Source organism: Fulvimarina uroteuthidis, assembly GCF_034321785.1.
Lineage (GTDB): Bacteria > Pseudomonadota > Alphaproteobacteria > Rhizobiales > Rhizobiaceae > Fulvimarina > Fulvimarina uroteuthidis.
Genome location: NZ_JAXLPB010000002.1, coordinates 624,130 through 650,617 on the forward strand (window position 1 = coordinate 624,130; position 26,488 = coordinate 650,617).

General features: G+C 64.9%; 21 protein-coding genes. 12 read left to right on the forward strand and 9 right to left on the reverse strand.

Going from position 1 to position 26,488, the window contains the following annotated elements; all coding sequences use genetic code 11:
* Positions 1-109: 109 nt before the first annotated feature.
* From urtC to urtA, 3 genes are all read right to left on the reverse strand, one after another.
* Entirely contained in the window at positions 110-1,294 is a 1,185-nt protein-coding gene (gene urtC / locus U0C82_RS07765; protein ID WP_322186504.1) for an urea ABC transporter permease subunit UrtC, read from the reverse strand.
* Positions 1,291-2,922, reverse strand: coding sequence for an urea ABC transporter permease subunit UrtB (urtB, locus tag U0C82_RS07770; protein WP_322186873.1), 1,632 nt, complete (start codon positions 2,920-2,922; stop codon positions 1,291-1,293). Before urtB ends, urtC begins: the two co-directional genes overlap by 4 nt.
* Before the next feature lie 447 nt (positions 2,923-3,369).
* Positions 3,370-4,734 (reverse strand): urea ABC transporter substrate-binding protein, encoded by a 1,365-nt coding sequence (gene urtA / locus U0C82_RS07775; protein WP_322186505.1) that lies wholly within the window; start codon positions 4,732-4,734, stop codon positions 3,370-3,372.
* Positions 4,735-5,146: 412 nt separating this feature from the next.
* Between urtA and U0C82_RS07780 the strand changes: the two genes are divergently transcribed.
* On the forward strand, positions 5,147-6,772 hold the full coding sequence (locus U0C82_RS07780) for a peptide chain release factor 3 (RefSeq protein WP_322186506.1): 1,626 nt from the start codon (positions 5,147-5,149) through the stop codon (positions 6,770-6,772).
* Positions 6,773-6,780: 8 nt separating this feature from the next.
* Complete coding sequence (gene recO / locus U0C82_RS07785) at positions 6,781-7,500, forward strand: DNA repair protein RecO (RefSeq protein WP_322186507.1); 720 nt, start codon at positions 6,781-6,783, stop codon at positions 7,498-7,500.
* Positions 7,501-7,545: 45 nt separating this feature from the next.
* On the opposite strand, the gene U0C82_RS07790 is transcribed toward recO, so the two are convergent.
* Complete coding sequence (locus U0C82_RS07790) at positions 7,546-8,790, reverse strand: MFS transporter (protein ID WP_322186508.1); 1,245 nt, start codon at positions 8,788-8,790, stop codon at positions 7,546-7,548.
* A gap of 311 nt (positions 8,791-9,101) precedes the next feature.
* Between U0C82_RS07790 and U0C82_RS07795 the strand changes: the two genes are divergently transcribed.
* Positions 9,102-9,746 carry a hypothetical protein gene (locus U0C82_RS07795; RefSeq protein WP_322186509.1) on the forward strand — a complete coding sequence of 215 codons (645 nt, stop codon included), beginning with the start codon at positions 9,102-9,104 and terminating at the stop codon, positions 9,744-9,746.
* 121 nt (positions 9,747-9,867) lie between these two features.
* On the opposite strand, the gene def is transcribed toward U0C82_RS07795, so the two are convergent.
* The gene (gene def, locus U0C82_RS07800) at positions 9,868-10,392 is read right to left on the reverse strand and encodes a peptide deformylase (protein ID WP_322186510.1); all 525 of its coding nucleotides are present in this window, start codon (positions 10,390-10,392) and stop codon (positions 9,868-9,870) included.
* 572 nt (positions 10,393-10,964) lie between these two features.
* On the opposite strand from def, the gene U0C82_RS07805 reads away from it, so the two are divergent.
* On the forward strand, positions 10,965-11,588 hold the full coding sequence (locus U0C82_RS07805) for a CarD family transcriptional regulator (RefSeq protein ID WP_322186511.1): 624 nt from the start codon (positions 10,965-10,967) through the stop codon (positions 11,586-11,588).
* A 628-nt stretch (positions 11,589-12,216) separates the two neighbouring features.
* Positions 12,217-13,080, forward strand: coding sequence for an RNA polymerase factor sigma-32 (locus U0C82_RS07810; protein ID WP_322186513.1), 864 nt, complete (start codon positions 12,217-12,219; stop codon positions 13,078-13,080).
* Positions 13,081-13,305: 225 nt separating this feature from the next.
* On the opposite strand, the gene U0C82_RS07815 is transcribed toward U0C82_RS07810, so the two are convergent.
* Together U0C82_RS07815 and U0C82_RS07820 are read right to left on the reverse strand one after the other, a co-directional pair.
* On the reverse strand, positions 13,306-13,827 hold the full coding sequence (locus U0C82_RS07815; RefSeq protein ID WP_322186514.1) for an arsenate reductase ArsC: 522 nt from the start codon (positions 13,825-13,827) through the stop codon (positions 13,306-13,308).
* Positions 13,828-13,971: 144 nt separating this feature from the next.
* Positions 13,972-14,724, reverse strand: a complete 753-nt coding sequence (locus U0C82_RS07820; RefSeq protein WP_322186874.1) for a potassium channel family protein — start codon at positions 14,722-14,724, stop codon at positions 13,972-13,974.
* 353 nt (positions 14,725-15,077) lie between these two features.
* Here U0C82_RS07820 and U0C82_RS07825 point away from each other — a divergent pair, with 353 nt between their 5' ends.
* On the forward strand, positions 15,078-15,371 hold the full coding sequence (locus U0C82_RS07825; protein WP_322186515.1) for an Rdx family protein: 294 nt from the start codon (positions 15,078-15,080) through the stop codon (positions 15,369-15,371).
* 85 nt (positions 15,372-15,456) lie between these two features.
* On the opposite strand, the gene U0C82_RS07830 is transcribed toward U0C82_RS07825, so the two are convergent.
* Entirely contained in the window at positions 15,457-15,858 is a 402-nt protein-coding gene (locus U0C82_RS07830) for a DUF427 domain-containing protein (RefSeq protein ID WP_322186516.1), read from the reverse strand.
* A 225-nt stretch (positions 15,859-16,083) separates the two neighbouring features.
* On the opposite strand from U0C82_RS07830, the gene U0C82_RS07835 reads away from it, so the two are divergent.
* Positions 16,084-17,475 (forward strand): nucleobase:cation symporter-2 family protein, encoded by a 1,392-nt coding sequence (locus tag U0C82_RS07835; protein WP_322186517.1) that lies wholly within the window; start codon positions 16,084-16,086, stop codon positions 17,473-17,475.
* Positions 17,476-17,656: 181 nt separating this feature from the next.
* On the opposite strand, the gene ppa is transcribed toward U0C82_RS07835, so the two are convergent.
* Positions 17,657-18,196, reverse strand: a complete 540-nt coding sequence (gene ppa / locus U0C82_RS07840; protein ID WP_322186518.1) for an inorganic diphosphatase — start codon at positions 18,194-18,196, stop codon at positions 17,657-17,659.
* 310 nt (positions 18,197-18,506) lie between these two features.
* Here ppa and U0C82_RS07845 point away from each other — a divergent pair, with 310 nt between their 5' ends.
* The 5 genes from U0C82_RS07845 (at position 18,507) to U0C82_RS07865 (ending at position 26,488) form a co-directional block, all read left to right on the forward strand.
* Entirely contained in the window at positions 18,507-20,363 is a 1,857-nt protein-coding gene (locus U0C82_RS07845) for a flagellin N-terminal helical domain-containing protein (RefSeq protein ID WP_322186519.1), read from the forward strand.
* A 342-nt stretch (positions 20,364-20,705) separates the two neighbouring features.
* Positions 20,706-22,529, forward strand: a complete 1,824-nt coding sequence (locus U0C82_RS07850; protein ID WP_322186520.1) for a flagellin N-terminal helical domain-containing protein — start codon at positions 20,706-20,708, stop codon at positions 22,527-22,529.
* 219 nt (positions 22,530-22,748) lie between these two features.
* Positions 22,749-24,410, forward strand: a complete 1,662-nt coding sequence (gene fliF / locus U0C82_RS07855; RefSeq protein WP_322186521.1) for a flagellar basal-body MS-ring/collar protein FliF — start codon at positions 22,749-22,751, stop codon at positions 24,408-24,410.
* Positions 24,411-24,413: 3 nt separating this feature from the next.
* Positions 24,414-25,307: a hypothetical protein gene (locus U0C82_RS07860; RefSeq protein ID WP_322186522.1), complete on the forward strand. Its 894-nt coding sequence runs from the start codon at positions 24,414-24,416 to the stop codon at positions 25,305-25,307.
* Positions 25,304-26,488: a MotB family protein gene (locus U0C82_RS07865; protein ID WP_322186523.1), complete on the forward strand. Its 1,185-nt coding sequence runs from the start codon at positions 25,304-25,306 to the stop codon at positions 26,486-26,488. The genes U0C82_RS07860 and U0C82_RS07865 overlap by 4 nt, the downstream gene beginning before the upstream one ends.

The following is a 26,488-nucleotide window of genomic DNA, read 5'->3' on the forward strand; positions in this document are numbered from 1 at the left end:
TCGCCCCAGCCCGATGCGGCGGTCGCGCCCGGAGCGTCTTCGAGGCGGGCGCGGTTCCCGTGGATTGGCGCGGGCGCGCCGTCGCGTGCCGGCGATGGATCGGTCATGGTCATTCTGCGGGCCTCGCGGCGGCCGTGTCGGGATCGGGAGCGTGCGGCGCGCTGCCGCCATCAGCCTCGCCCCGTTCGCGCGCGGCGGCGGCGCGGCGGTTCTTCCAGCCGCCGAAGCCGTGGTCGAGGGTGCCGACGATGCCGCGCGGCAGGAACAGGGTGACGAAGACGAAGAGGCCGCCGAGGACGAAGAGCCAGTATTCGGGCGCGAGCGAGGTGAAGACGGTCTTGCCGTAATTGACCACGAGGGCGCCGAGCACCGGGCCGACGAGCGTTCCGCGGCCGCCGACGGCCGCCCAGACGACGATCTCGATGGAGTTCACCGGATCGAACTCGCCCGGATTGATGATGCCGACCTGCGGCACGTAGAGGGCGCCGGCAATGCCGGCCATGATGGCCGAGACCGTGAAGCCGAAGAGCTTCACATGTTCCGGGCGCCAACCGATGAAGCGGGTGCGGCTTTCCGAATCGCGCACCGCGATCATGAGATTGCCGAGCTTGGAGCGGGTGATGGCGCCGACCGTGAGAATGCCGAGTGCCAGCGCGACGCAGCTTGCCGCAAACAGCGTGGCCCGGGTTTCGGGCGCCTGGATCGAAAAGCCCAGAATGTCCTTGAAGTCGGTGAGGCCGTTGTTGCCGCCGAAGCCCATATCGTTGCGGAAGAAGGCGAGCAGCAGGGCATAGGTCATGGCCTGCGTGATGATCGAGAGATAGACCCCCGTCACCCGGCTTCGAAAGGCGAAATAGCCGAACACGAAGGCGAGGAGGCCGGGCGCGACGACGATCATCAGGGCCGCGAACCAGAACTGGTCGAAGCCGTACCAGTACCAGGGCAGCTCCTGCCAGTTTAGGAACACCATGAAGTCGGGCAGCACCGGATCGCCGTAGACGCCGCGCGAGCCGATCTGCCGCATCAGATACATGCCCATGGCATAGCCGCCGAGCGCGAAGAACGCGCCGTGGCCGAGCGACAGGATGCCGAGATAGCCCCAGACGAGATCGAGCGAGAGGGCGAGGAGGGCGTAGCAGATATACTTGCCGATCAGCGGCACCGCGTAGGGCGGCACGTGGAACGGGCTGGATGCGGGAAGCCAGAGGCTGGCCATCGGCACCAGCACCGCCGCCGCCACGAGAAGCAGGATGAGGAACCAGACGCGGGCTCCAAGGTAGCGGGCGAAGATCATGCGTCCACGAAGCGTCCCTTTTGCGCAAACAGGCCGCGAGGGCGTTTCTGGATGAAGAGGATGATGAGCACGAGGACGACGATCTTGCCCAGAACCGCGCCGGCATACGGCTCCAGGAACTTGTTGAGGATGCCGAGGCTCATCGCCCCGACCAGCGTGCCCCAGAGATTTCCGACCCCGCCGAAGACGACCACCATGAAGCTGTCGATGATGTAGCCCTGGCCGAGATTGGGGGAGACATTGTCGATCTGGCTGAGCGCGACGCCGGCAATGCCGGCGATCCCGGAACCGAGCGCGAATGTCAGCGCGTCCACCCAGGGGGTGCGGATGCCCATGGCCGACGCCATCGGCCGGTTCTGGGTGACGGCCCGCATCTGCAGACCGAGCGCTGTCCTGTTGAGGACGAGCAGCAGCCCGGCGAAGACGACGAGGGAGAAGACGATGATCCACAGCCGGTTCCAGGTCACCGCCATCAGCCCGACGTCGAACGCGCCGGACATCCAGTCCGGATTGCCGACCTCGCGGTTGGTCGGGCCGAACGCGCTGCGCACGGCCTGCTGCAGGATGAGGGAGACGCCGAAGGTGGCCAGGAGGGTTTCGAGCGGCCGGCCGTAGAGAAAGCGGATCAGGCCGCGCTCCATGACGAGGCCGACGAGGCCGGACACCAGGAAGGCGAGCGGAAGGGCGATGGCGAGCGACCAGGCGAAGAGGTCGGGAACATGGGTGCGGATGAGTTCCTGGACCACATAGGTCGTGTAGGCGCCGAGCATGACCATCTCGCCATGGGCCATGTTGATGACGCCCATGACGCCGAAGGTGATGGCAAGGCCGATGGCGGCCAGCAGCAGCACCGAGCCGAGCGACAGCCCGTACCAGACGTTCTGCGCCTGGTTCCAGAAATTGATGTTGGACTGGATCTGCGCGGCGGCGGAATTGGCCGCCGTTCTCGCCGTCTCGTCCCCGGTGGAGGCGGCGAAGGCGTTCAGGATGGTCATCGCCTCGCGGCTGCCGCGGGTCGCGAGCACCTCGGTGACGGCGGCCTTCTCGACGTCCGGGCGGTCGGAATTGAGGATCGCGGCGGCGCGCGCCTGCTCCATCGCCAGCTTGACGTCGGCGTCCTCCTCCGCCGCGATGGCGGCCTCCAGCGGCTCGATCATCTCCGGATCGGCCTCGCCGAACAGGGTGTCGGCGGCGCGCATGCGCTGGGCCGGATTGTCGGAGCGCAGCGTCAGGGAGCCGAGGGCGCCGGTGACGGCGTTGCGGATCGAGTTCTTGACGCGGACCTTCGTCATCTCGCCGCGCGGGGCGGTGCCGGCATCGGCGCCGGTCAGGGGATCGGCGAGCGCATAATCGTCGCCGTCGCGTTCGGCGATGAAGACCGCCGCGTCGCTTTCCCGCCAGTAGAGATCGCCTTCGCGCAGCGCGCGCAGGGCCAGCGACACGGCTGGGTCGCCCGTCGCGGCGAGGTCGGCGATGACGGCTTCGGTCTCGTCATAGCTCTGCTTGCCGCCGAAGCGCTGGATGATCGCGGCCGGGTCGCTTGCGGTGTCGTCGGCCGCAGCGGCGGGTGCCTGCCGATCCTGCGCGTGGCCCGGCGCGGGAAGGGCGAGGGCGGCAAGGACGAACATCAAGGCTGCGAGCCGGCGCATCGCGCAGGACGCCCTCATGCCGCGCCACCGTCCCGACGATCGCGGAGACGATCGCGGAAAGGCTTCGTCGAAAGAAGCTGAAATGAAACTGCACGCATGATCTTGTCCATAATGGGCCGACATCCCTTGGCCGCCCGGGAAAGGCCGACGGCGACGCGCGTCCCGGAAACGGGAACTCGGCGTCACCGCGAATGTCGCTGCGTCAAGAAAAACGAAAATGGGGCGGCCACCTTGCGGTGCCCTATGGCCGCCCCGACGCGTCTGGCTTGGGAGAATCGACGCGTATCCCGTGCGAGCCCGCTCGGCTCGAAGCCTTGCCCGCAGGATCGTGCGTCTCTCCAGACGCCCGATCCTGCGGCTCTCTTTCTGACGTCACGCATCACGCCTTCCGAAAATCGAGTCCGATGTTCGGGGCGATGCTCTCGTCTAGTTGGCGGCCGGCTCAGCGGCAGGTGTTGCCGCCGCCGCTTCTTCGGCGCCGGCACCGCCGCAGCTCTTGGTCTCGGTGTTGTAGTTGCCGCAATTGATCGGCTGGGTCCAGTCGGCGACGAGGCCCTTGGATTCCGGCAGGAAGTCCGACCAGGCGTCTCCTTCGACGACACCGTCGGTCTCGGAGACGATGTCGAACTGACCCTCGTCGTTGATCTCGCCGATGAGGACGGGCTTGGAGATGTAGTGGTTCTTGCCCATGACCGACGTGCCGCCGGTGAGGTTCGCCTGCTCGATGCCCGGAAGCGCCTCGATGACGGCGTCGGCATCCGTGGTGCCGGCCGCTTCCACGGCCTTCACCCACATGTTGAAGCCGATATAGTGCGCCTCCATCGGATCGTTGGTGACGCGGTCCTCGTTGCCGATGAACGCATGCCACTTTTCGATGAACTCGGCGTTTTCGGGCGTATCGACACTCATGAAATAGTTCCACGCCGCCAGATGGCCGACGAGGGGGGCCGTGTCGATGCCGGCGAGTTCTTCCTCACCCACCGAGAAGGCGACGACGGGAATGTCGGTCGCTTCGATGCCCTGGTTGGCCAGCTCCTTGTAGAACGGCACGTTCGCATCGCCGTTGACGGTGGAGACGACGGCGGCCTTCTTGCCGGTCGCGCCGAATTCCTTGATGCGGGAGACCTGCGTCTGCCAGTCGGAGAAGCCGAACGGGGTGTAGTTGACGAGAATGTCCTCGGCGGCAACGCCCTTGTCCTTCAGATATTGCTCGAGGATCTTGTTGGTCGTGCGCGGGTAGACATAGTCGGTGCCTTCGAGCACCCAGCGTTCGACGCCTTCTTCCATCAGATAGTCGACGGCGGGAATGGCCTGGGTGTTCGGCGCGGCGCCGGTGTAGAAGATGTTGCGCGAGGATTCCTCGCCCTCGAACTGCACCGGATAGAAGACGACCGTGTTCAGTTCCTCGGCGACCGGCAGGATGGATTTGCGCGAGACCGAGGTCCAGCAGCAGAAGACGACGTCGGCGTCGTCCTGGGAGACGAGCTGGCGCATCTGCTCGGCGAACAGCGGCCAGTCGGAGGCCGGATCGACGACGACGGCTTCCAGCGGCCGGCCGAGAAGACCGCCCTTCTTGTTCTGCTCGTCGATGAGCATCAGCATGACGTCCTTGAGGGTCGTCTCGGAAATCGCCATCGTGCCCGACAGCGAGTGGAGGACGCCGACCTTGATCGGCTCGCCGCTCGGCGCTTCCGGGGTGGCCGCATCCTGCGCGAAGGCACCTGTCATCATGGCCGAGCCGACAAGAGCCGCAGCGCCGAGACGTCTCAGCCAGTTCTTCGGTGAATTCATTGAAGCTCTCTCCTGTAGGGTTCCCGCTCGTGGCGGCGGGCTCACGAAGGAGTGAAGCAATTGGTGTGCCAGACTGATCATCGGCGGCGGCGCGCAGGATGAAGCCGTGGTTTCCCGGCGCCAGGAAGGCGGCGGCGCGGCGTTGTCGGAGGGATCGGAGCGGCATCCGGGCGCGGATTATGATTTAAAAATAGGCAATAGTGGCAGAATATACGCAGATGCGAAGATATTGCCCTTATTTTGCCCACGATCGGTCGGCGCGGTCGCACCGGCGCGGGTCGATGCGGCAGGCGGTTGGTCCGAGATGTTTGTAACTGATCGCGCGAACCGCCATAAAGCATGCCAATGACGACGCTCCGCAGGCAGAGCGCCCCCCGATGATGATGTCCACAGATCCAAGAAAGCCCCGACCATGAGCAGCGTCGCGATCAAGACCGAGCCAGAGGCACGCCCCGCGCGCGACATGACGTCGGCCTATTCGAACCGGCGCACCTTCGCGATCATCTCCCATCCGGACGCCGGCAAGACGACGCTGACCGAGAAACTGCTCCTGACGGGCGGCGCGATCGAGATGGCGGGCGCCGTGCGCGCCAAGGGCAACAAGGCAAGGGCCAAGTCCGACTGGATGGAGATCGAGAAGAACCGCGGCATCTCGGTCACCTCCTCGGTGATGACGTTCGAGAAGGATGGCATCAACTTCAACCTTCTCGACACGCCTGGCCACAGCGACTTTTCCGAGGACACCTACCGGACGCTGACGGCGGTCGACAGCGCGATCATGGTGATCGACGCGGCCAAGGGCATCGAGGGCCAGACCCGCAAGCTGTTCGAGATCTGCCGCCTGCGCGACATTCCGATCATCACCTTCGTCAACAAGATCGACCGGGAAGGGCGCGATCCGTTCGAGCTTCTCGACGAGATCGAGGAGCAACTCGCGCTCACCGTCGCGCCGGTGATCTGGCCGGTGGGGCAGGGCGGGCTGTTTAAGGGCTGCTACGATCTGGCCGCCAACGACTTCATCTCCGCCAAGGGCGCCGGCACCCGGCATTTCGAGGGGGGGCTCGACGATCCGGCCCTCAGGCAGACGCTCGGCGAGGACGCCTATGCCGCGTTCCGGGATTCGGCGGAACTGGCCGCCGAGGGCTATGCCGCGTTCGACCCGGTCGCCTATCGCGACGGCCATCTGACGCCCGTCATCTTCGGCTCGGCGCTGGAGAACTTCGCCGTCGACCGGCTGATGGATTTTGTCGCGACCCACGCGCCCGAGCCAAGGCCCCAGCCCTCCGACAAGGGGCCCGTCGATCCGTCGGGCGACAAGGTCTCGGGCTTCGTCTTCAAGGTGCAGGCCAACATGGACCCCAAGCACCGGGACCGCGTGGCGTTCGTCCGGTTCTGCTCGGGCCATTTCAAGCGCGGCATGAAGCTCGACCATGTGCGCTCGGGCAAGGCGATCGCGGTGTCGAACCCGATCTACTTCGTGGCGCAGGAGCGCTCGCTGACCGAAGAAGCCTATGCCGGCGACGTGATCGGCATTCCCAATCACGGCACCCTGCAGGTGGGCGATACGCTGACCGAGGGCGAGACCTTCCGCTTCACGGGCCTGCCGGCGTTCGCGCCGGAAGTGCTGCGCCGGGTTCGCCTGGAGGATACGATGAAGATGAAGCAGCTGCGCCGGGGCCTCGAGGACCTTGCCCAGGAAGGGCTCGTCCAGGTGTTCCGACCGACCTTCGGCTCGGACTGGATCGTCGGCGTCGTCGGCCCGCTGCAGCTCGACGTTCTCGCCTCGCGCATCTCGGGCGAATACAAGGCCGACGTCACCTTCGAGCCGGTGCAATACAATGTGGCGCGCTGGATCCGGGCCGAGAGCGAGGTGAAGCTCAAGCAGTTCATCAAGGACAATACGACCCAGGTCGTGCGCGACCGGGACGACCGTCCGGTCTATCTGTGCCGCGACGAGTGGGACCTGCGCTACATCATCGAGCGCAACAAGGAGATTTCCTTCGACGCCACCCGCGAAATCGTCGGCCAGACGGGCTAGGCCAGCCGATGGAGTGGCGTGAGGAAGGGATCGTCCTCGGGGTCAAGCGCCATGGCGAGACGAGCGTCATCGCCGAACTGATGACCCGCTCGCGCGGGCGCCATCTGGGCCTGGTGCGCGGCGGCCGATCGCGGGCGATGCGTGCCGTTCTCCAGCCGGGCAACACGGTCTCGGTGCATTGGCGCGCCCGGCTCGACGAGCATATGGGGGCTTTTTCGTTGGAGCCTCTGACGCTGCGCGCGGGCGCATTGATGGAAAGCGCGATCGGGCTTCACGGGGTGCAGCTGGCCGCCAGCCATCTGCGTCTGCTGGCCGAGCGGGAGGCCCACCCCCGGCTCTATGACGGGTTCCTCGTCCTTCTCGACAATCTCACGGGCTCCGGCCTGACGGCGGGCGAACTGATGCTGCGATTCGAACTCGCCATCCTGGAAGAGCTCGGCTACGGCCTCGACCTGACGCGGTGCGCGGCAACCGGTGCGAGCGCCGATCTTGTCTATGTGTCGCCCAGAAGCGGGCGCGCGGTGGGGCGGGAGCCCGGCGAACCCTACAAGGCGCGCCTTCTCGCCCTGCCGGACTTCATGACCGCACGCGATCTCGCCGCCGACGGCGCGGGGTTGCGGACGGGGTTCATGCTGACGCGCTATTTCCTCGCCCGCCATGTCTACGAGCCGCGCGGAATCGAGGAGCCCCTGTCGCGCGTCAGCTTCGTCGCCGCCGCGAGTGAATGAGCGCGGCGCGCCCGACGGATCGTCGCGCAGGTTCGTGGCGCGGGTTCAGGGTGTCGCGGCGCTTGCGGTCAGCCGGGGCGCGGCCTCCTCGCGGATCGGCCAGTGGACGAGCGCCGCGAACAGGCCAAGGCCGACGCCGAGCCACCAGACCGGATCGTAGGTGCCGTAGATCGAATAGAGATAGCCGCCGAGCCAGACGCCCAGGAACGAGCCGACCTGATGCGAGAAGAACACCGCGCCGCCCAGGAGGCCGAGATATTTCGTGCCGAACATGATGGCGACGAGGGCGTTCGTCGGCGGCACCGTCGACAGCCACAGGATGCCCATCACGGCCGAGAAGACGACGACCGTCGCCGGCGTGATCGGCGTCAGGAGGAACGCCGTCACCGCGATGGAGCGCCCGATATAGATGAAGACGAGCAGCATCGGCTTCGGGCTTCTCTGGCCGATGACGCCGGAGGCGAGCGAGCCGATGATGTTGAAGAAGCCGATCAGCGCCATGCCGATGACGGCATAGGTGGCGTCGATCCCCTTGTCGGCGAGATAGGCCGGAAAGTGGGCGGTGATGAAGGCGACCTGAAAGCCGCAGACGAAGAAGCCGGCGGTCAGAAGGCGATAGCCCTTGGTGGCGAAGGCCTCGCGCAACGCCTCGCCCATGGTCTGCTCGACCTCGTGCGCCAGAAGCGCCGATCCGATCCTCGGCGCGCCGCGCAGGGCGATGGCGAGGATCGGCACGATCAGGAGGGTGCCGGCCATGACGAGGAGCGCGTCGGACCAGCCATAGGCATCGATGAGGCCCCTTGTGAGCGGCGCGAAGACGAACATGCCGGCCGATCCCGCCGCGGTGCCGAGCCCGAAGACGAAGGAACGCTGTTCGGGCGTGACGCGCCTTGCGAAGGCGGCGAGCACGATGCCGAACGATCCGGCCGCGACCGCGAGGCCGACGAGAATGCCCTGGCCGACGATGAGCCAGACCGGCGCTTCACCGAGCGCCGTGACGGCAAGACCCGCCGCGTAGAGAAGGCCCGACAGAACCAGCACCTTGGCCGTGCCGAACTTGTCCGCGATGGCGCCGAAGATCGGCTGGCCCGCGCCCCAGAAGAGATTCTGGATGGCGATGGCGATGGCGAAATCCTCGCGCGTCCAGCCCCGGTCGGTGATCATGGGAAGCTGGAAGAAGCCGATCGCCGAGCGCGGCCCGAAGGTGAGGAGTGCGATGAGGCAGCCGGCGGCGATCGCAAGGATCGTCGCGAACCGGGTGTCGGATGGGGAGTGCGTTGTCGTCGTCATCGGCCGTCGGTCCGTCATATCGTCGTTATAGGCGCGGCGTTTCCGTTCCCGCTTCCCGATGGGGAGAGAAGCAGGATGGAGCCCACGCACGGGTCGTTCGACTGCGTTGGCCCGAGCGGTGGACGGCCAGGATCGTGTCCGCTCGGATCGTTCGTTTTTTCAGGACGCGTTCTACGGCGCGGGAAGGGTTCCGGCAAGGGATTTCACCCTCCGGCTGCCGCTTGCCTCCCGTCGGACGGCGTCATCCTATGCTTGCATTCTGCACCGGATCTGGCCCATATCGCAATCGTCGGACAACGGGAAAGGAACGGATGAAGTCCCTCCGAATCAAGACTTTCGCTCCTCATCTGATGGTGGGAAGCCTGCTGTTGCTCGGGAGCGCGTCCAGCCTTGCGGCACAAGAGGACGAGACCCACGGCGAAGGCGCCTTCCATCCGGTCGATATCGTCTCGGTCGCCACCGGAGACTTTGACCGGAACGGCTCGCAGGATGCGGCCCTGCTCGTCCTGCCGGGGAACGGCGCCGCGTTCGGCCCCGACCTCCATATCCTGCTGAAGGGCTATGATCAGGATCAGCCGCCGGGCAAGCTGTCGCCGGCGCTCAGCGTTCCGAACGCCGCGATCGGCACCGCGCCGCTGTTCGCCGGACAGGTTCCGGCGCTCGAGGCGCTGCCCGACGGCTCGCTGCAGATCCTGTCCTTGAATACCGGGATCGGTCGCGCGGCCTGGGAGCAGCGGGTGACGCTGGCCTCTGGCGGCGACCGCTTCCACGTCACCCGTTTCCAGTACAATTCCTACGACAAGCTGCAGGAAGAGCCATCGGTCGATTGCGAACTCGATCTGTCCGCCGGCAAGGGCGTTCTCGACGGCAAGGCCATCAGCTTCGAGGCGCGCAGAACGCCGTTCGAGGATTGGGACGACCAGACCGCCTATGGGCTTTGCGGCATCGGCGGGTAGCCGATGGCCCGAAACGGGCGACCCTGGGGGCCTCTCAGGACAAGCGCCCGCGCGTGCCCGTGAGGACCGGGCGGGCGCGGAAGGGCGATCCGCGCGTTTCCGGGCGGCGGTGTGTCCGTGCTCAGGCGGTGACGCGCTTGGCCCTGGCCGCCTTGGTGAACTTCTTGATCACCATGTCGCGCTTCAGCTTCGACAGATAGTCGATGAACAGAACGCCGTTCAGATGGTCGATCTCGTGCTGCAGGCAGGTGGCGAGGAGGCCGTCGGCGACCTCCTCGTGCATCTCGCCGTCGAGGCCGAGATAGCGCACGGTGACGCCGGCGGGACGCTCGACCTCGGCGAAATAGTCCGGGATCGACAGACAGCCCTCTTCGTAGACGCTGATATCGTCCGCCACCCCGACGATCTCCGGGTTGAGGTAGACGCGCGGCTGGCGCTTGTCGTCCTCTTCCTTCGAGATGTCGATCGTCAGCATGCGCAGGGGCTCGCCCACCTGGATGGCGGCAAGGCCGATGCCGGGCGCTTCGTACATCGTCTCCAGCATGTCGTCGGCAAAGCGTTTCAGCGCGTCGTCGACGCGCGCCACGGGCTCGGAGACCTTGCGAAGGACGGGGTCGGGCAGAATGATGAGGGGCTTGATCGTCATGGGGCTGGAGGTAGCGAGACTTCGGGGGCCGGTCAATTCCCCGCCGCCGATCAAGGCATGTTCGTTGACCGCGTCGGGACAATCTCCGGGACGAGTGCGGGAGTGGACGGCGTCGCCGGCGCGCCATGTCCGTTCCGGACCGATCTCACCTTGCGGTCGCCATCGCCGTTTTGCCGGCCGCAACGCCTTGGGGACGCAAGGTCAAATGCTGCGGTGCACCCGATCTGCGACCCGACGTGCCGCCGAATTCCGCGCGAAAAGGCTCGAAACCGCGCACGAAATAGATTGATGTTGAGATTTCAGGCATTTTGAGGTATGTTGACGGAACGATCGGGCATTCTCGTTTTTGCATCGCATCGTGCGCAAAAGGGGCGCGCCGACATTACCACCATCCATCACGACGTTTGTTCGCTCATTCTGCGAGCCATCGCCGTGTCGCGGCTTGCCCGGAAGACAGAGCGCACCCGAATGTCGGTTCGTCACGACGACGAATTTGAATCAAACCGGCGGCATGACCGTCGCCCGTGTCTAGCGGCTGTAGCGGCCCGGCACAAGAAGGAGTTTGAAAGCGTATGAGTAGCCCAAAGAAGGCGTCCGCAAGCAAAGGCTTCAAGACCGGCGAAAGCGTCGTCTATCCGGCGCACGGCGTCGGCAAGATCGTTTCGATCGAGGAGCAGGAAGTCGCGGGGATGAAGCTCGAACTCTTCGTCGTCGATTTCGAGAAGGACAAGATGCGCCTCAAGGTGCCAGTGGCCAAGGCCGCCGCGGTCGGCATGCGCAAGCTGTCCGAGACCGATTTCGTCGAGCGTGCGCTGAAGGTCGTGCAGGGGCGTGCCCGGGTCAAGAAGACCATGTGGAGCCGCCGCGCACAGGAATACGATGCGAAGATCAATTCCGGCGACCTGATCCAGATCGCCGAAGTCGTTCGCGATCTCTACCGGGCCGACACCCAGCCGGAGCAGTCCTATTCCGAACGCCAGCTCTACGAGGCGGCTCTCGGGCGCATGGCGCGCGAACTGGCGGCGGTGAACGAGGTCTCCGAGACCGAGGCCGTGCGGTTGATCGAGGAGAACCTCAACAAGGGGCCGAAGCGCGGTCCCAAGGCCGAGGGCGACGACGAAGCCGACGATGACGCGGCGGAAGACGACACTGCAGCCGACAATGACGCATCCGTGGGCAAGGAAGAGGCGGCCTGATCCGTTCGATTGCCCCTGTTCCGGTGGGATAGCGCCGCAGGGTCCCGCCCGACATGATGAAAGCCGGTTCGTTCGTTCGAGCCGGCTTTTTTCATGGAAGCGCTCCGGCGGTCGGTCCGTTTGGTGGCCGCGGCAGCGCGCATCCCTGGATGATGGTGGTTGCGCCACCTGTTTCAATGCGGGAAAAGCGCGGTCTGTGCCCGCCGCCGCGAAGCCTTGTCGCTTCGAAGGGGGCAAGGCATGCGCGCCTCGTTCACCCGTTCGAAGCGCGTTTGCCCCGGGCCGGCACGGCGATCTCGCGCGCGGGCTTGATCGAGGCTCTTGTTTCCGGCATGCTGCGCTCCAGTCGGCACGGTCGCAGGTCCATGACCCGTGCGACGGCCAGACGAGAAGACCGGTCATTTCCAGCTCTGTCATGCAGGGCCGTGCAGGCCTCGGCCCGGAAATTTTTCGTACCCCACGGTCGCATATCTTGCCGAAGACACGAACCCCTCTACATTCCGTAAAAAAGTTTCCACCTTCGGGAACGTTCCTATGACCCGGCGCATTACGCCTCTACCGGAGTGTTGCGCGAGAGTCGTAACGCAGATGGGCCGAAACATCTGGAACGCTTTACCGGAGGGATAGCATGAAGTCTCAATCCGCTCGTCGCACAATGATCAGGGCCGCCATGGCGGCGCCCTATCTTGAACGAGAAGAAGAATACGAACTTGCCGTCCGCTGGAAAGAGAACCGCGACCAGCAGGCCCTCCATAAGATCACATCGGCCCATATGCGTCTGGTGATCTCGATGGCTTCGAAATTCCGTCACTTTGGTCTTGCGATGAACGACCTCATTCAAGAGGGCCATGTGGGCCTCTTGGAGGCGGCCGCCCGCTTCGAGCCAGAGCGCGAGGTGCGCTTCTCGACCTACGCGACCTGGTGGATCCGTGCGTCGATCCAGGACTATATCCTGCGCAACTGGTCGATCGTACGCGGCGGCACGTCTTCGGCGCAAAAGGCGCTGTTCTTCAATCTCCGCCGTCTGCGGGCTCGCCTGAGCCAGGGTGCCGAACCGATCAGCGGCAGCGCCATGTATCGCGAGATCGCCGGCGCCTTGAAAGTCTCCGAAAGCGATGTCGCGCTGATGGATTCGCGGCTTTCCGGTCCGGATTCCTCGCTCAACGCGCCGCTCCTCGACGATGAATCCGGCAGCGCCGATCGCCAGGACTTCCTGGTGGCGAACGATCCGCTCCCGGACGAGACGGTGTCCGTCTCCATCGACGACGAGCGTCGCGTCACGTGGCTGACCAACGCCCTCGACGTCCTGTCCGAGCGCGAACTCAAGATCATCCGCGAGCGCCGCCTTCAGGACGACGGCGCGACGCTGGAGGCGCTCGGCACCAAGCTCGGCATTTCCAAGGAACGCGTGCGTCAGATCGAGACACGTGCCCTCGAAAAGCTGCGGTCGGCTCTGCTCGAGACCAACAAGGACCGCTCGGCTTACGTCTAGAGCCAAACCCCTTCGGATGGCCGGATCGGACATGAACCGACGGTCCATCATCGCGCCATCGAAAAAGCCGGACCTTTCCACGAAGGACCGGTTTTTTTCGTTCGGGGCCCCGGAAAGCTTTTCGACGACGGGCTGGCTTTGCGCGCTCCGGGCAGGCGCGAGACGGCGCGAGACCCGCCTGCTGCGAGCGTCCTCCGGATCGTCGCTTCGGGCGCACGTGGACCGTCAGTCGGAGGCGGGATCGGCTGCCAGGGGGCTTGCGCCATCCATGGTGCCGATGGTTTCCATGGCGTGCCGCAGGGCGACCTTGGTCATGTTCTCGACGGGCAGGGACCGGAAAGCCAGGATGCGCGCCTCGATCTGAGCAAGTGCGGCCCGGAAGGCCGCCTTTCCGGTCGCGTCGTCCCCCTCCACGAGCGACGGGTTCACGATGCCCCAATGGAAGCGTTGGGGGGTACCGGGCCAGGCCGGACAGGTCTCGCCAACAGCTTCGTCGCAGAGCGTGATCACGAAATGCAGGTCCGGCGCGTCCTGGCTGGAAAAGCTTTCCCAGGATTTGGATTTGAGGCCGGTCGTCTCGTAGCCGGCCTCGCGCAACGTCTCGAGCGCCAGCGGGTGGATCGTGCCGCGCGGGCGGCTTCCGGCCGAAAACGCATCGAAGCGGTCTTCGCACTCGGCATTCATGACGGCTTCGGCCAGAACCGAGCGCGCCGAATTGCAGGTGCTGAGGAAAAGGACGTTCTTCATGGTCGAGCGGTCACTTTGCGCGGTGGGAGGGCGACGCGTCCTGACAAAGGTTCGTCAGCGCCGCATATCCCTGCGCGGACGCTCCGGCAATCCTTGAACGGAAGATGCCGTCGCGCATCGAGACGGGCGGGGCGTTCCGGGCGATCAATCCCCGGCATTGGGAATGTTCAACTGTTCGCCGCAGGCCTTGCAGTGGATGGCGTCGGGATCGTGCCGCAGCAGGCCGCAGGTGGGGCACTGGTACTGTACTTTGGGCGGCTTGAAGACGGCTTGCGCCAGGTTGAAGAACAGCGAGATGCCGATGATCATGATGAGGATCGAGGTGAGCTTTCCCGCCGGGCCGTCGAGCGTGATGTCGCCATAGCCCGTGGTCGTCACCGAGGCGACGGTGAAGTAGAGGGCGTCGAGATAGCCTTCGAGGCCGGACGTCTGGCGGAAGAAGAACGTGTAGATGAACCCGGTCGCCAGAAAGAGGAAGGTGACGAGGTTGACGACGGCCTTGGCGGGCAGCTCGTACTGCGAATATTTCGAGCGCCGCAGCGGCCGCCACAAGGTGCCGCTGCGCGAGAGCGACCACAGGCGAACGATGCGCAGGAACCCCAGATTGATGAACGTCATCGGGAAGATCAGCGTGACGAGGATGAAGATGTCGAGAAGGACGAAGAGCTGGCGCAGCCAGCGCTTCAGGTTCCGTGCCGCGACCGCGCGGGCGAGGAGATCGAGGGCAAGGATCGCGGCCACGGTATAATCGATCGGCAGGAAGTAGCGGGTATCGCGAAGCACGGGCGTGACGACGAACAGCGCGATGATGGCGAGATCGACCACCAGGATGATCGCCTGGAAGCGCAGCGCAGCCTTGCTCTGGCCGAAATAGAGCGCGCGCAGTCTCAGCCGCATGCGCCCGGAGGCGGTGCGCCGCGCCTCCTTGACCGGTTCGCCGCTATCCTCCTCGTCCTCGTCTTCCTCGAGGTCGCCGGTCCCGGACTTGCCGGATGCCGGCCTTGCGTCCTCGTCCGTTTCGCCCGCCTTCAACGAATCGTTCGCGACCGTCTCGTCCCCGTCATTCTTGGCCTGCCCGTCATTCTTGGCCTGTCTGTCTTCGGCGTTCTGGCCGAGGGTCGAATGTGTCATGGACGGTCTTTCGCGTGACGAGGATCGGCATGTGTCGTCATGCGAGGATGACTGGATCGGGGCACATTGAAACAGGCCGGGACGGCGCCGTCCACAGGCCAATGCGAGGAAACGAACCGATGACGAGCGAAACCGCGAAGGCCAAGCCGCAGATCGCGATCCATTACTGTACCCAGTGCCAGTGGCTGCTGCGCGCGGCCTGGATGGCCCAGGAATTGTTGTCCACCTTCGGAACCGATCTCGGCTCCGTCAGCCTGACGCCCGCGACGGGGGGCCGTTTCGAGATCTTCTATGACGGGCAGACGCTTTGGGAGCGCAAGGCCGACGGCGGATTTCCGGAGGCCAAGGTCCTGAAGCAAAGGGTGCGCGACCGGCTCGACCCGGCCCGCGATCTCGGCCACAGCGACCGCTGACAGGCGGGTGCGCGGCGCAAAGCCGCATGTTCCGTGGCGAAAACGGCGGACCGAACGGCCCGCCGCCTAGTCCGGGGATCGACGCTCAGCGCCCGGCGGCGGAAGCGCCGCCATCGTCGATCGTCACCTTCGAGGCATCGAAGGCGAGCGTGCCGGCCAGTTCCTCGACGCCTGCGTAGGGCGCGTCATAGGCCCAGACCGCGTTTTCCGCGCCCTGGCCCTCGGCGGAAATGTTCCAGTAGCGCGCCTCTCCCTTGCAAGGACAGCGCGTCCTGTGGTCGTTCTCCAGGAGAAAGGCCATCTCCACATGGTCCTTCGGGAAGTAGTAGACCGGCGCATGTCCGGTCTCGCGCACGATCAGGGCATCCTTCGTGGTGGCGAGGACCGCACCGTTGAAGGTGACGTTGACCGGGCCCGCCGCCTTCTCGATGGTGATCGGCGCCCGTGTGCCCGCCCTGTCCGCAGTGGATAGATTGTCGTTCGTCATGACTGTCTCCTTCGGTTCGTCGGGCGCGCCGTCGTCTTGCCCATGTCTTTCAGGAAGCCAAGTCGAAACGGCCCCGATCGTTCCGTTCGCAGGTTTCGCCTGCGACGAGGTTTCGCGCCGGGGCGGCCGCCTTTTGCCGATTGGCACGAAACCTGCCCGTCTCACGGGCAGAACACTCAATGGCAGGCCGTCGCGCACGGTTCTGGCCACGATCGGAGCAGCGTCATGGGCGAAAAACAGACAGGGCCGCTCGGCAGCATGATCTATGCGCTCGAGGACAGGCCCGCGCCGGGACCGGCGATGCTGGCCGCGACCCAGCACATTCTGGCGGCGATCATCGGCATCGTGACGCCGAGCCTCATCATCGGCGGCGCCCTCGGGCTCGGGGCGGAAGTGCCCTATCTCATCGCCATGTCGCTGTTCGTCTCGGGGGTCGCCACCTTCATCCAGTGCAAGCGCATCGGTCCGGTCGGGTCCGGACTTCTCAGCGTGCAGGGCACGAGCTTCGCCTTTCTCGGCGCGATCCTGGCCGCGGGCTTCGCGGTGAAGGGACGGGGCGGTACGCCGGACGAGATCCTCGCCATGATCTTCGGGCTCTGCCTCGTCGGCTGCCTCGTCGAGATCGTGCTTTCCCGATTCATCGGCAAGCTGCGCCGCATCATCACGCCCACCGTCACCGGCATCGTCATCACGGTGATCGGCCTGTCGCTGATCAAAGTCGGCTTCACCGATTTCGCGGGCGGGGCGAATGCCGGCGAGACCTTCGGGGCGCCGGTCAATCTCGCGCTCGGCTTCGTCGTCATCGCCGTGATCCTCGTCCTGACGTTCCAGGCCAATGCGATGGTGCGGATCTCCGCGATCATGCTCGGCCTCCTCGCGGGCTTCGCCATCGCGGCGGTTCTGGGCGAGGTGGATTTCTCGAACTTCGGCGCCGGGCCGTTCCTTGCTCTGCCGGTGCCGTTCAAATATGGCCTCGATTTCGATATCGGGCTCTTCCTGCCGATCGCCTTCATCTATCTCATCACCGCGATCGAGACGACCGGCGACCTGACGGCCAATTCGGTGATCTCCGGCGAGCCGGTGAAGGGCCCGCTCTATCTGGAGCGGATCACCGGAGGCGTGCTGGCCGATGGCATCAATTCGGGCCTTGCGGCGGTCTTCAACACCTTCCCCAACACGACCTTCTCGCAGAACAACGGCGTGATCCAGATGACCGGCGTCGCAAGCCGCCATGTCGGTCTCTACATCGCCGCGATCCTCGTCGTGATGGGCTTCCTGCCGGTCATCGGCAAGGCCTTCCTGCTGGTGCCCAAGCCCGTCCTGGGCGGTGCGACCCTCGTCCTGTTCGGCACCATCGCGGTGGCGGGAATCCGCATCATCGCGACCGAGGCGATCGACCGGCGCAAGGTCTACATCATGGCGATCTCGTTCGGCCTGGGGCTCGGGGTGACGCTGGTGCCCGAGGCGACCCGGCAGCTGCCGGACTTCATCCGCCAAGTGTTCGCGACGCCGATTACCCTTGCCGGCCTTTCGGCGATCCTCCTCTCCCTCGTCCTGCCGGAGGAGGAGGAGACGGCCGAACGAGCCGAGGAGGACGCGGCGGCGAGGGTGCCGTGACGGGGAAGGCCAGGGCGCCGCGCGACGTGAGCGCGATGCGAGGCAGCGTTATCCTCGCGTTGATCGCGTCGGCACCATCGAACCGCCGGGCTTTCGCGGGATGCGAAAAGGCCGCCCGCATGCCGGATCGCATGGGGCGGCCCCGTTGCCCGGTGCCGGAGCAACCGGCTTGAGCCTTGGTCTAGGCTTTGGTCTGCGCCTCGTAGCGCTCGACCGCCTTGGAAATCATGTCGCGGGCCCGGTCCACATCGCCCCATTCGTGGATCTTCACCCATTTGCCGGGCTCGAGATCCTTATAGTGCTCGAAGAAGTGCTCGACCTGCTTGAGCGTGATCTCCGGCATGTCGGCGACGGTCTTCACGCTCTCGTAGCGCCGGGTCATCTTCGTGGTCGGCACCGCGATGACCTTCTCGTCCTGGCCGCCATCGTCTTCCATGACAAGAACGCCAATCGGACGCACCGGAATGACGCAGCCGGGGATCAGGGGGCGGGTGTTGAGAATGAGGACGTCGATCGGATCGCCGTCGTCCGAGAGGGTGTGCGGCACGAAGCCGTAATTGCCCGGATAGCGCATCGGCGTGAACAGGAAGCGATCGACGAACAGGGCGCCGGATTCCTTGTCGAGCTCGTACTTGATCGGCTCGCCGCCGATCGGCACCTCGATGATGACATTGACTTCGTCCGGCGGGTTCTTGCCGCGCGAGATCGCCTCGATGCGCATGGGGTCTTCCTCTTTCGCTTCACGCCGCACACGTGGCGGCCGGATGGTCGGGGGTCATATAGGACGGCCCGCCGATGGAGAAGGCTTAAAACGGTCATCGCGGGCTGCCGCGTTCCGCCGTTCGCGCGTGCAGGCGGGCATCGCAAAAATTTCGCGCATCCTGCACGGACACGTTGTTTCAGGGCCGCTTTTTCACCGTGCGTTAACCTTAAGGATCTACGAATGGTCCCACACCAGCCGGGCATGAAGGGCCGGCAATCCACAGACTTCACCCATGATGGGTTCCCCGCTCATTTAGGTAGCCAAAGCAATGACCAGCATCAATACAAACGTCGCCGCGATGACCGCACTGCAGAACCTGCAGATGACGAACAATATGATGGAAGAAACCCAGAACCGCATTTCGACCGGCTTCCGCGTCGGCGATGCCAAGGACAACGCGGCCTACTGGTCGATTGCAACCACCATGCGCTCCGACAACAGATCTCTCAGCGCCGTCACCGATGCTCTGGGTCTCGGCGCCGCGACGGTGGACACCGCCTATACCGGCATGACCTCGGTCAAGGACGTCCTTGTCGACATCAAGGCCAAGCTGACCGCCGCCACCCAGGACGGCGTCGATCGCTCGAAAGTCCAGTCGGAAGTTTCCGAACTTCAGAAGCAGATGAAGAGCATTGCCGACTCCGCGAGCTTCTCGGGCGCCAACTGGCTCTCGGTCAATTCCGGCGCAGCAAGCTATTCCTCCGAAACATCGATCGTCTCGTCCTTCTCGCGCATGTCGTCGGGCTCGATCTCGCTTGGTTCGGTGAATATCTCCGTCGACGACCTGAAGCTCTATGACGCGAACAGCGCGTCCGATCCGACGAAGGCTGGTATCCTCGATCGGCAGATCGACCTGGTCGACAGAAACGGCAACAAGCTCGACATCGGTGGCACGTCCTCGAAACCCGGTAGCGGAACCGGAGGCCTGAAAGCCCAGGAAGCCACCGCCGGGAAGTCGATTGCAACGGCCGGTGCCGATTTTGCCGGACCGCTGACGTTTGACGAACTTGGCGACAAGATCTCGTTCAATGTCAATATTGTCACGACGGATGCCCAAGGCGTCCCCACGACCAAGACGACAGCGGTCACGATCGCCCGCGGAACCGTGCAAACGGCTCTCGACAATTCCGCCGACGCAGTCAGCATCACCACGGCCAGTGAATATGTGAAGGTCGTCCAGCAGGCGCTTATCGATGCGGGCATTCCCGGCGTCAATGTCGGCACCGCGCCGGGCACCGGTGCGGGCGGTACCATCCTGACCTACACGTCGGACAAGGGCACCGTTTCGATCACGGGTGCGACCGGTGCCAACGGGTCAGGTCCCAGCGGAACGGACCTGACAACGGCCACGCTCGCGCTTGACGCAACGGCGACCACCTATCAGCCGGCCGTCGCGACCATGGACGCCTTCAAGTCTCCGATGCAGCTGACCGGTGATGCGAATATCAAGTTCTCGATCGGGGTGGATGGTGCGGCGACCCCGACCCCGGTGACGATCGACAAAGCGACCATCAGCCGTGCTCTCGGCACGACGGACGGCAAGATCAACTCGGCCTATGAATTCCAGCGGGTGGTGCTTGCGGCCCTCGCCGATCCAGCAGGCGATGGTAGCGTTACTGCCATTGCGAACGTGACCGTCGGCTCGCTTGCCAATGGTGCCGTGACGTTCACCAGCCAGAATACGTCCGCGACCAGCGCGATCTCTATTTCCGCGGTCACGACGAAGAAGGACGGCACGAACTCGGCGGCCTCGACGAGCGCTCAGATCTCGATCGCCGACATCGACGTATCGGACAAGGCGTTCGAGGAGCGCGGGGCTACCACGACGGCTCAGATCAATGATGTGCTCCTCGCCTACATCAACGTCGTCGACCAGGCGATCGAGAGCGTGACGACGGCTGCCTCGAACCTCGGCTCGATCACCAACCGTATCGAGATGCAGCGCGACTTCCTGTCCAAGCTGACCGATACGATCGACAAGGGGATCGGTACGCTCGTCGATGCGGACATGACCGAAGAGTCGACCAAGCTGAAGGCCCTTCAGACCCAGCAGCAGCTCGGCGTCCAGGCGCTGTCCATCGCCAATGCTTCGAGCCAGTCGATCATGCAGCTCTTCCAGGGCTGATCGGAGCCGCCTGACCGTCTCCATCCAAACGTCATGCAAACAGGCCGCCCCTCGGGTGGCCTGTTTGCGTTTGCGCGGCCAGACCCCAAAAGCGCCGTCACGCACGGATAGAGTTCGTTAACGATAATTCATAATACTTCGTTAACGATAATATAACGGGATCTCGGTGAAGACTCCGGTCGATGAAAATTTTAGGAAATCGGAAAGGGGGCGGCTGTCATGTTGGGTCTACAGCGAGCGGTCGAGACAATACTTCCTCCGTAGGCATGATGCCGGTTCGCTGTCCCGGAATAGCCCGGAATGTACCCCTTCTTTCTGTACCTTTGAAACGGGACACTCCATATGACCAGCATCAATACGAACGTCGCCGCCATGACTGCGCTGCAGACCCTGCAGCAGACGAACAGCATGATGGACGAGACCCAGAACCGCATCTCGACCGGTTTCCGCGTCTCCGAAGCCAAGGACAACGCCGCCTACTGGTCGATCGCCAGCACCATGCGCTCCGACAGTTCTTCGCTCTCCGCAGTCCAGGACGCGCTGGGCCTCGGCGCAGCTACGGTCGACACGGCCTATACCGGCCTCACCGCTTCCAAGGACGTCCTGGGCGAGATCAAGAACAAGCTGACCGCCGCCAGTGCTGACGGTGTGGATCTCGACAAGGTCCAGTCGGAAATCAAGCAGCTTCAGGGACAGCTCAAGAGCATCGCCGAATCGGCTTCGTTCTCCGGCGCGAACTGGCTTTCGGTCAACTCGGGCAGCAGCAAGTTTTCCAGCGAGACCTCGGTAGTTTCGTCCTACTCGAAAGCCGGCGGAGCCGTCTCGCTCGGTTCGGTCAAGATCGACCTCAACGAAGTCAAGCTGTTCGACGCCGCAGCCACCGGAACGTCCGGCGGTATCATGGACAAGCAGATGACGCTGACGGGTGCGGACGGAAAGGCACTGACGGTTGGCGGAAAAGACTCGGTCGCCGCTCAGGGATCTGGTCCGCTCCAGGCAGGCTCCGCCGTGGCGGGGCGTGCGACCGCTGCTGCAACAGCTGACTTCGCGGCTCTGACGTTCGACAACCTCGAAGATACGATTACGTTCAGCGTCGCGGTTGATGGTGGAACGGCCAAGGACGTGACCATTGCGCGCGGCACGGTTCAGACCGCTCTGAACAATTCGGCGGATTCAGTTGTCATCAGCAATGCCGACGAAATGGCCCTCGTCGTCACTCAGGCCTTGAAAGACGCCGGTGTCGAGGGCGTTACTGTCGGAACCAAGGCCGGCGGTGCTGCCAACGCGTCCGTGCTCACCTTTACCTCCGCCAAGACCGGCCCAACCTCGAATGTCGCAGTGACGGCAGGCGCGGCCAATGACGGTGGCGGCACGGTCGACATGACGGCGTTCGCTGCCGGCATGATCGACTCAGCTGCGGCTACCTTCGAGAAGGCTTCCGTCACGCTTGGCGCGTTCAACGACAAGATGACGTTCGTCGACGATGACAGCATGTCCTTCAGCCTTGCCGTCGACGGCGGTGCTGCCGCGACGGTCAAGATCACCAAGCAGACGATCAGCGATGCGCTCGGCACCACGGACGGCAAGATCAATTCCGCCGCCGAGTTCCAGGCGGTCGTGATCAAGGCCCTTGCCGAGCCGGACGGTGCAGGCGGTGGTACAGCGATCACGAACGTCACAGTCGGTTCGATGGCAAAGGACGGCTCGCTGACCTTTACCAGCACTGGAACGGGCAGCACCAGTGCGGTCGCGATTTCCGGGATCGTGACCGACTTCGCCGAGAACGCCTCGGTTGGACAGGATGCACTGATCTCGGTTGCCGAGATCGACATCTCCAAGGCAGGCCTGAAGGGTCGCGGCGTCGAAACCGCAGCTGACACCAAGGCAGTCCTGACCGCCTACGTCAACATCGTCGACGCGGCGATCGAGAACGTGACGAGCGCCGCTGCGACGCTCGGTTCGGTCTCCTCGCGGATCGACATGCAGCAGAACTTCCTGTCCAAGCTGAACGATACGATCGAGAAGGGTGTCGGCACGCTCGTCGACGCCGACATGACCGAGGAATCGACGCGCTTGAAGGCCCTTCAGACCCAGCAGCAGCTCGGTGTCCAGGCGCTTTCGATCGCCAACAACTCCTCGCAGAGCCTGCTCTCGCTCTTCCGTTAATCGGCAAGGCACGGCTCATCATCTCGGGAAGGGGTCCGGCCGCAAGGCCGGGCCCCTTCTTTCGTTCCCCGGACGGCTCCTTCGATCCCCGGCGCAAAGCCTGTCGGGCGGCTGGACCGGACGCGTTAACCATTCATTAACCGGGGTTTCGCACAAGCTTGCAAACGCATGGTCGCCGCACGGGTAACCAATTCTTAAGCGTTGATCGAGGAGTGCGTCATGGCCGGTCTCTTGAGCGGACAGGGACAACAGCTTGTCTCAAATCTCACCCAACTCGGGCCGAAACGGCTGGCCGCTCTCGGGATCGTCGGTCTCCTGGTCGTCGTTCTCGTCGGGCTCGGCAGCTATTTCCTGTCGCGGCCCGACATGGAGACGCTCTATTCGGGCCTCGACCGGACCGATGTGACGCGCATCGGCGCGGCGCTGACGGAGGCCGGCATCCCGTTCGACGTGTCGGCCGAGGGCGACGCGGTGCAGACGCCGTTCTCGCAGACCGGGCCCGCGCGCATGCTGCTCGCCGAAAAGGGCCTGCCGCGCTCCGAAAACGCCGGCTACGAACTGTTCGACAATATCGGCTCGATCGGCCTCACCTCCTTCATGCAGGAGGTGACCCGGGTCCGGGCGCTCGAGGGCGAGATCGCCCGCACGATCCAGACCCTGTCCAACATCCGCGCCGCGCGCGTCCACATCGTCCTGTCCGACGAGGGCTCGTTCCGCCGCGAGCGCCGCAAGCCTTCGGCGAGCGTCGTGATCCGCACCGATTCCTCCGAGGATTTCGCCTCGGCCGCCGCGATCCGCTCGCTGGTCGCCGCCGCCATCCCCGGAATGTCGCCGCAGGAGGTCACGATCCTCAACTCCGACGGCACGCTTCTCGCCTCCGGCGACGAGGGCGTCTCGAACGCGCCCTCCAAGCTGTTCGGCATCGAGAAGATCATGTCGGGCAGCGTCGAGGAATCGATCCGCCGCACGCTCGCCCCCTATCTCGGCGTCGGCAATTTCCAGACCTCGGTGACCGCGAGCCTCAACACCGATCGCCGCCAGACCTCGGAGCGGATCTTCGATCCCGAAAGCCGCGTCGAGCGCTCGGTCCGCTCGGTCAAGGAAAGCGACGAGAGCAAGAACGCGGTGCAGAACGAGCCGGTCGGCATCGAGCAGGACATTCAGGCGGCCGACGAGGTCGAGGGCGCGCCGGGCGGCGAGACCTCCACCGACGAGAAGCAGCGCAAGGAAGAGCTGACCAATTACGAGATCAACGAAAAGACGATCCAGACGACGTCGGAAGGCTACGAGGTCGAGCAGCTCTCGATCGCCGTCGTCATCAATCGCCAGCGCCTGTCGGCCGTCATCGGCGAGAACGCGACCGATGAGGATATCGATGCGCGTGTCGCCGAGATCGAGAGCATCGTCGCCTCCGCCTCCGGCTTCTCGGAAGAGCGCGGCGATCAGCTGAAGGTGACGGCCGTCGATTTCGTCGACGCGGACGGCAGCCTCGAACCGATCCCGGGCCCGGGCTTCGGCGAGATGTTCATGCGTCAGTCCGGCACGCTCATCAACGCCCTGACCATTCTCATCGTCTCCGTCCTGGTGATCTGGTTCGGCCTCAAGCCGGCGATCCGGGCGCTGGCCGCCCCCGATGCGAACGGCGCCGACAACGACAACGACGCGCCGGACCTTGCCGAAATGCTCCAGCGCGCCGGCGAAGGCACGGAGACAGGTTCGGACGGTATGCTCGGATTTCCCGGCATGGGACCGTCCTTCATCGAGGACATGTCCGATGCCGTCAATTCGCCCCAGGCCCGGATCGAAGCCCTCGTGGATATGGACGAGAGTCAGGCCGCAAACGTCCTGAAGCAATGGCTCAAACAGAAAGAGGCGGCGTAACCCATGATTCCTCTCGCGCAATATCTCAACGAACAAGACGGGGACGGCGGGTTCCAGAGCTTCGCCCCGAAGGCGGCGAAGACGCAGGAGCGCCGCAAGGCCGATTTCCAGGCGGTCGGCAGCCCGCGTGCCCCCGCGCCGAAGGCGCGCTCCTTCGAGAGCCTCGCCAAGCCGGCTCCTCTCGATCCCGGTCTCGATGCCGACCCGCTGGACGACAGCGCCTTCGAGACCGACCCGGACGCGCTCTACCGGGAGATGGAAAGCGAACTGCGCCGCCGCGCCGCGCCCGATCAGCCGATCCATGACGCGCGCGCCCTCCAGAACGATCTGAAGGAACGGGCCGGCCAGGTGACGGCGGGACGGGCCCTCGACGAAGCCCGCAAGAGCGCCTACGAGCGCGGCCGGAGCGAAGCGCTGGCGCAGGCGGACGCCGACCGCGACGCGGCGGTCGAGGCCGCCCTCGAAGCCGAGCGCGAGGCTGCCGAACTGCGCCAGGCCGAGGCGATCGAGGCCGCACGCGCCAGCTGGGCCGAGACCGAGGGCGCGCGTCTTGCAGACGCGCTGGCCGAGCAGACGAAGCGTCTCAGCGACGCCATGCGCATGACCTTGTCGAGCATCTTGCGCCCGCTCGCCATCAATGCCCGCCAGCGCCAGAGCGTCGACGATCTCGTCGAAGCCATCGCGACCCTGTCCTATGACGGGCAGGCGATGTCGGTGAAGGCGACGGGCCCCGCCGATCTTCTCGACACCCTGCGGACAGCGCTCGGCGACCGGGCCGGCCATGTGACCTTCAACCCGTCCGACGACGCGATCGACGTCAAGGTCGAGATGGGCCAGACCGTGCTCCAGTCCCGCCTCGGCGAATGGCGCAACGCCCTCGAGGACGCCTTGTCATGAGTGATGCCGGCCACCGCGACCATCAGGAAATCATCATCGTCAAGCGGCGCGGCGGCGCCCACGACGAACATCATGGCGGCGTGTGGAAGATCGCCTTCGCCGACTTCATGACGGCGATGATGGCGTTCTTCCTCGTCATGTGGCTGACGAACTCCACGGACGAATCGACCCGCACCCAGGTGGCCCAGTACTTCAACCCGATCCAGATGACGGATTCGGCGCCGACTTCGCGCGGCGTCGACCAGAAGAACGTGCAGTCCGACGTTCTGTCCGAAACCGAGGGCGCCCTCGACGTGCAGGTGGACGGAACCCCGGGCGGCCAGCCTATGGCAGGCGACGAGACCGGCGGCGAGGAGCAGGCCATGTTCCGCGATCCCTATGCGGTGCTTGCCGAAATCGCGGCGAATTCGACGTCCTCGGGCTCGGGCGAGCGCGAGGGCGTGCCCGACGGGTCGGGCCTGCCGGGCATGAACGGCGGCGAGGCGTATCGCGATCCGTTCGATCCCCAGTCCTGGCAGCTCTCGCCGAACATGGTGGAATCCGGCGGCGCGGTCGAGGACCTGCCGCCGCCCGAGTTCAAGACCGCCGTGCTGCCGCCCGAAGGCGCAGCGGCAAGTGAGGGCGAGGCCGCCGCCGGCGGCGAGATCGCCGCGTCCGCCCTGCCGCCCGAGGCGGCCGCGGAAGGCGAAGCCGAGACCGAGGCTGCGCCGGAGACGGAAGCCAGCGCGGTCGCCGACCTGAAGAGCGACATCGAAGCCGAACTCGGCCAGATGGGCGAGGGCGTTCCGGCGAATGTCGAGGTGAGCCAGGGCGAAGAGGGGATCATGATCTCGCTCTCCGACGATTTCGACTCCGGCATGTTCTCGGTCGGCTCGGCCAAGCCGAACGGCGAGGCCGTGGCCATGATGGAGAAGATCGCCAACGTGCTGAAGACGCGGGCCGGCCGGATCGTCGTCCGTGGCCACACCGATGCACGCCCCTTCAAGAGCGAGAATTACGACAATTGGCGGCTTTCGACGGCGCGGGCGCACATGGCCTATTACATGCTGACGCGCGGCGGCCTTGAGACGGAGCGCTTCCAGGCGATCGAGGGCTTTGCCGACCGCAAGCCCAAGGACGCGGCAAATCCCGAATCCGACGTCAATCGCCGGATCGAGATCCTGCTCGTCGAGGACGTCTGA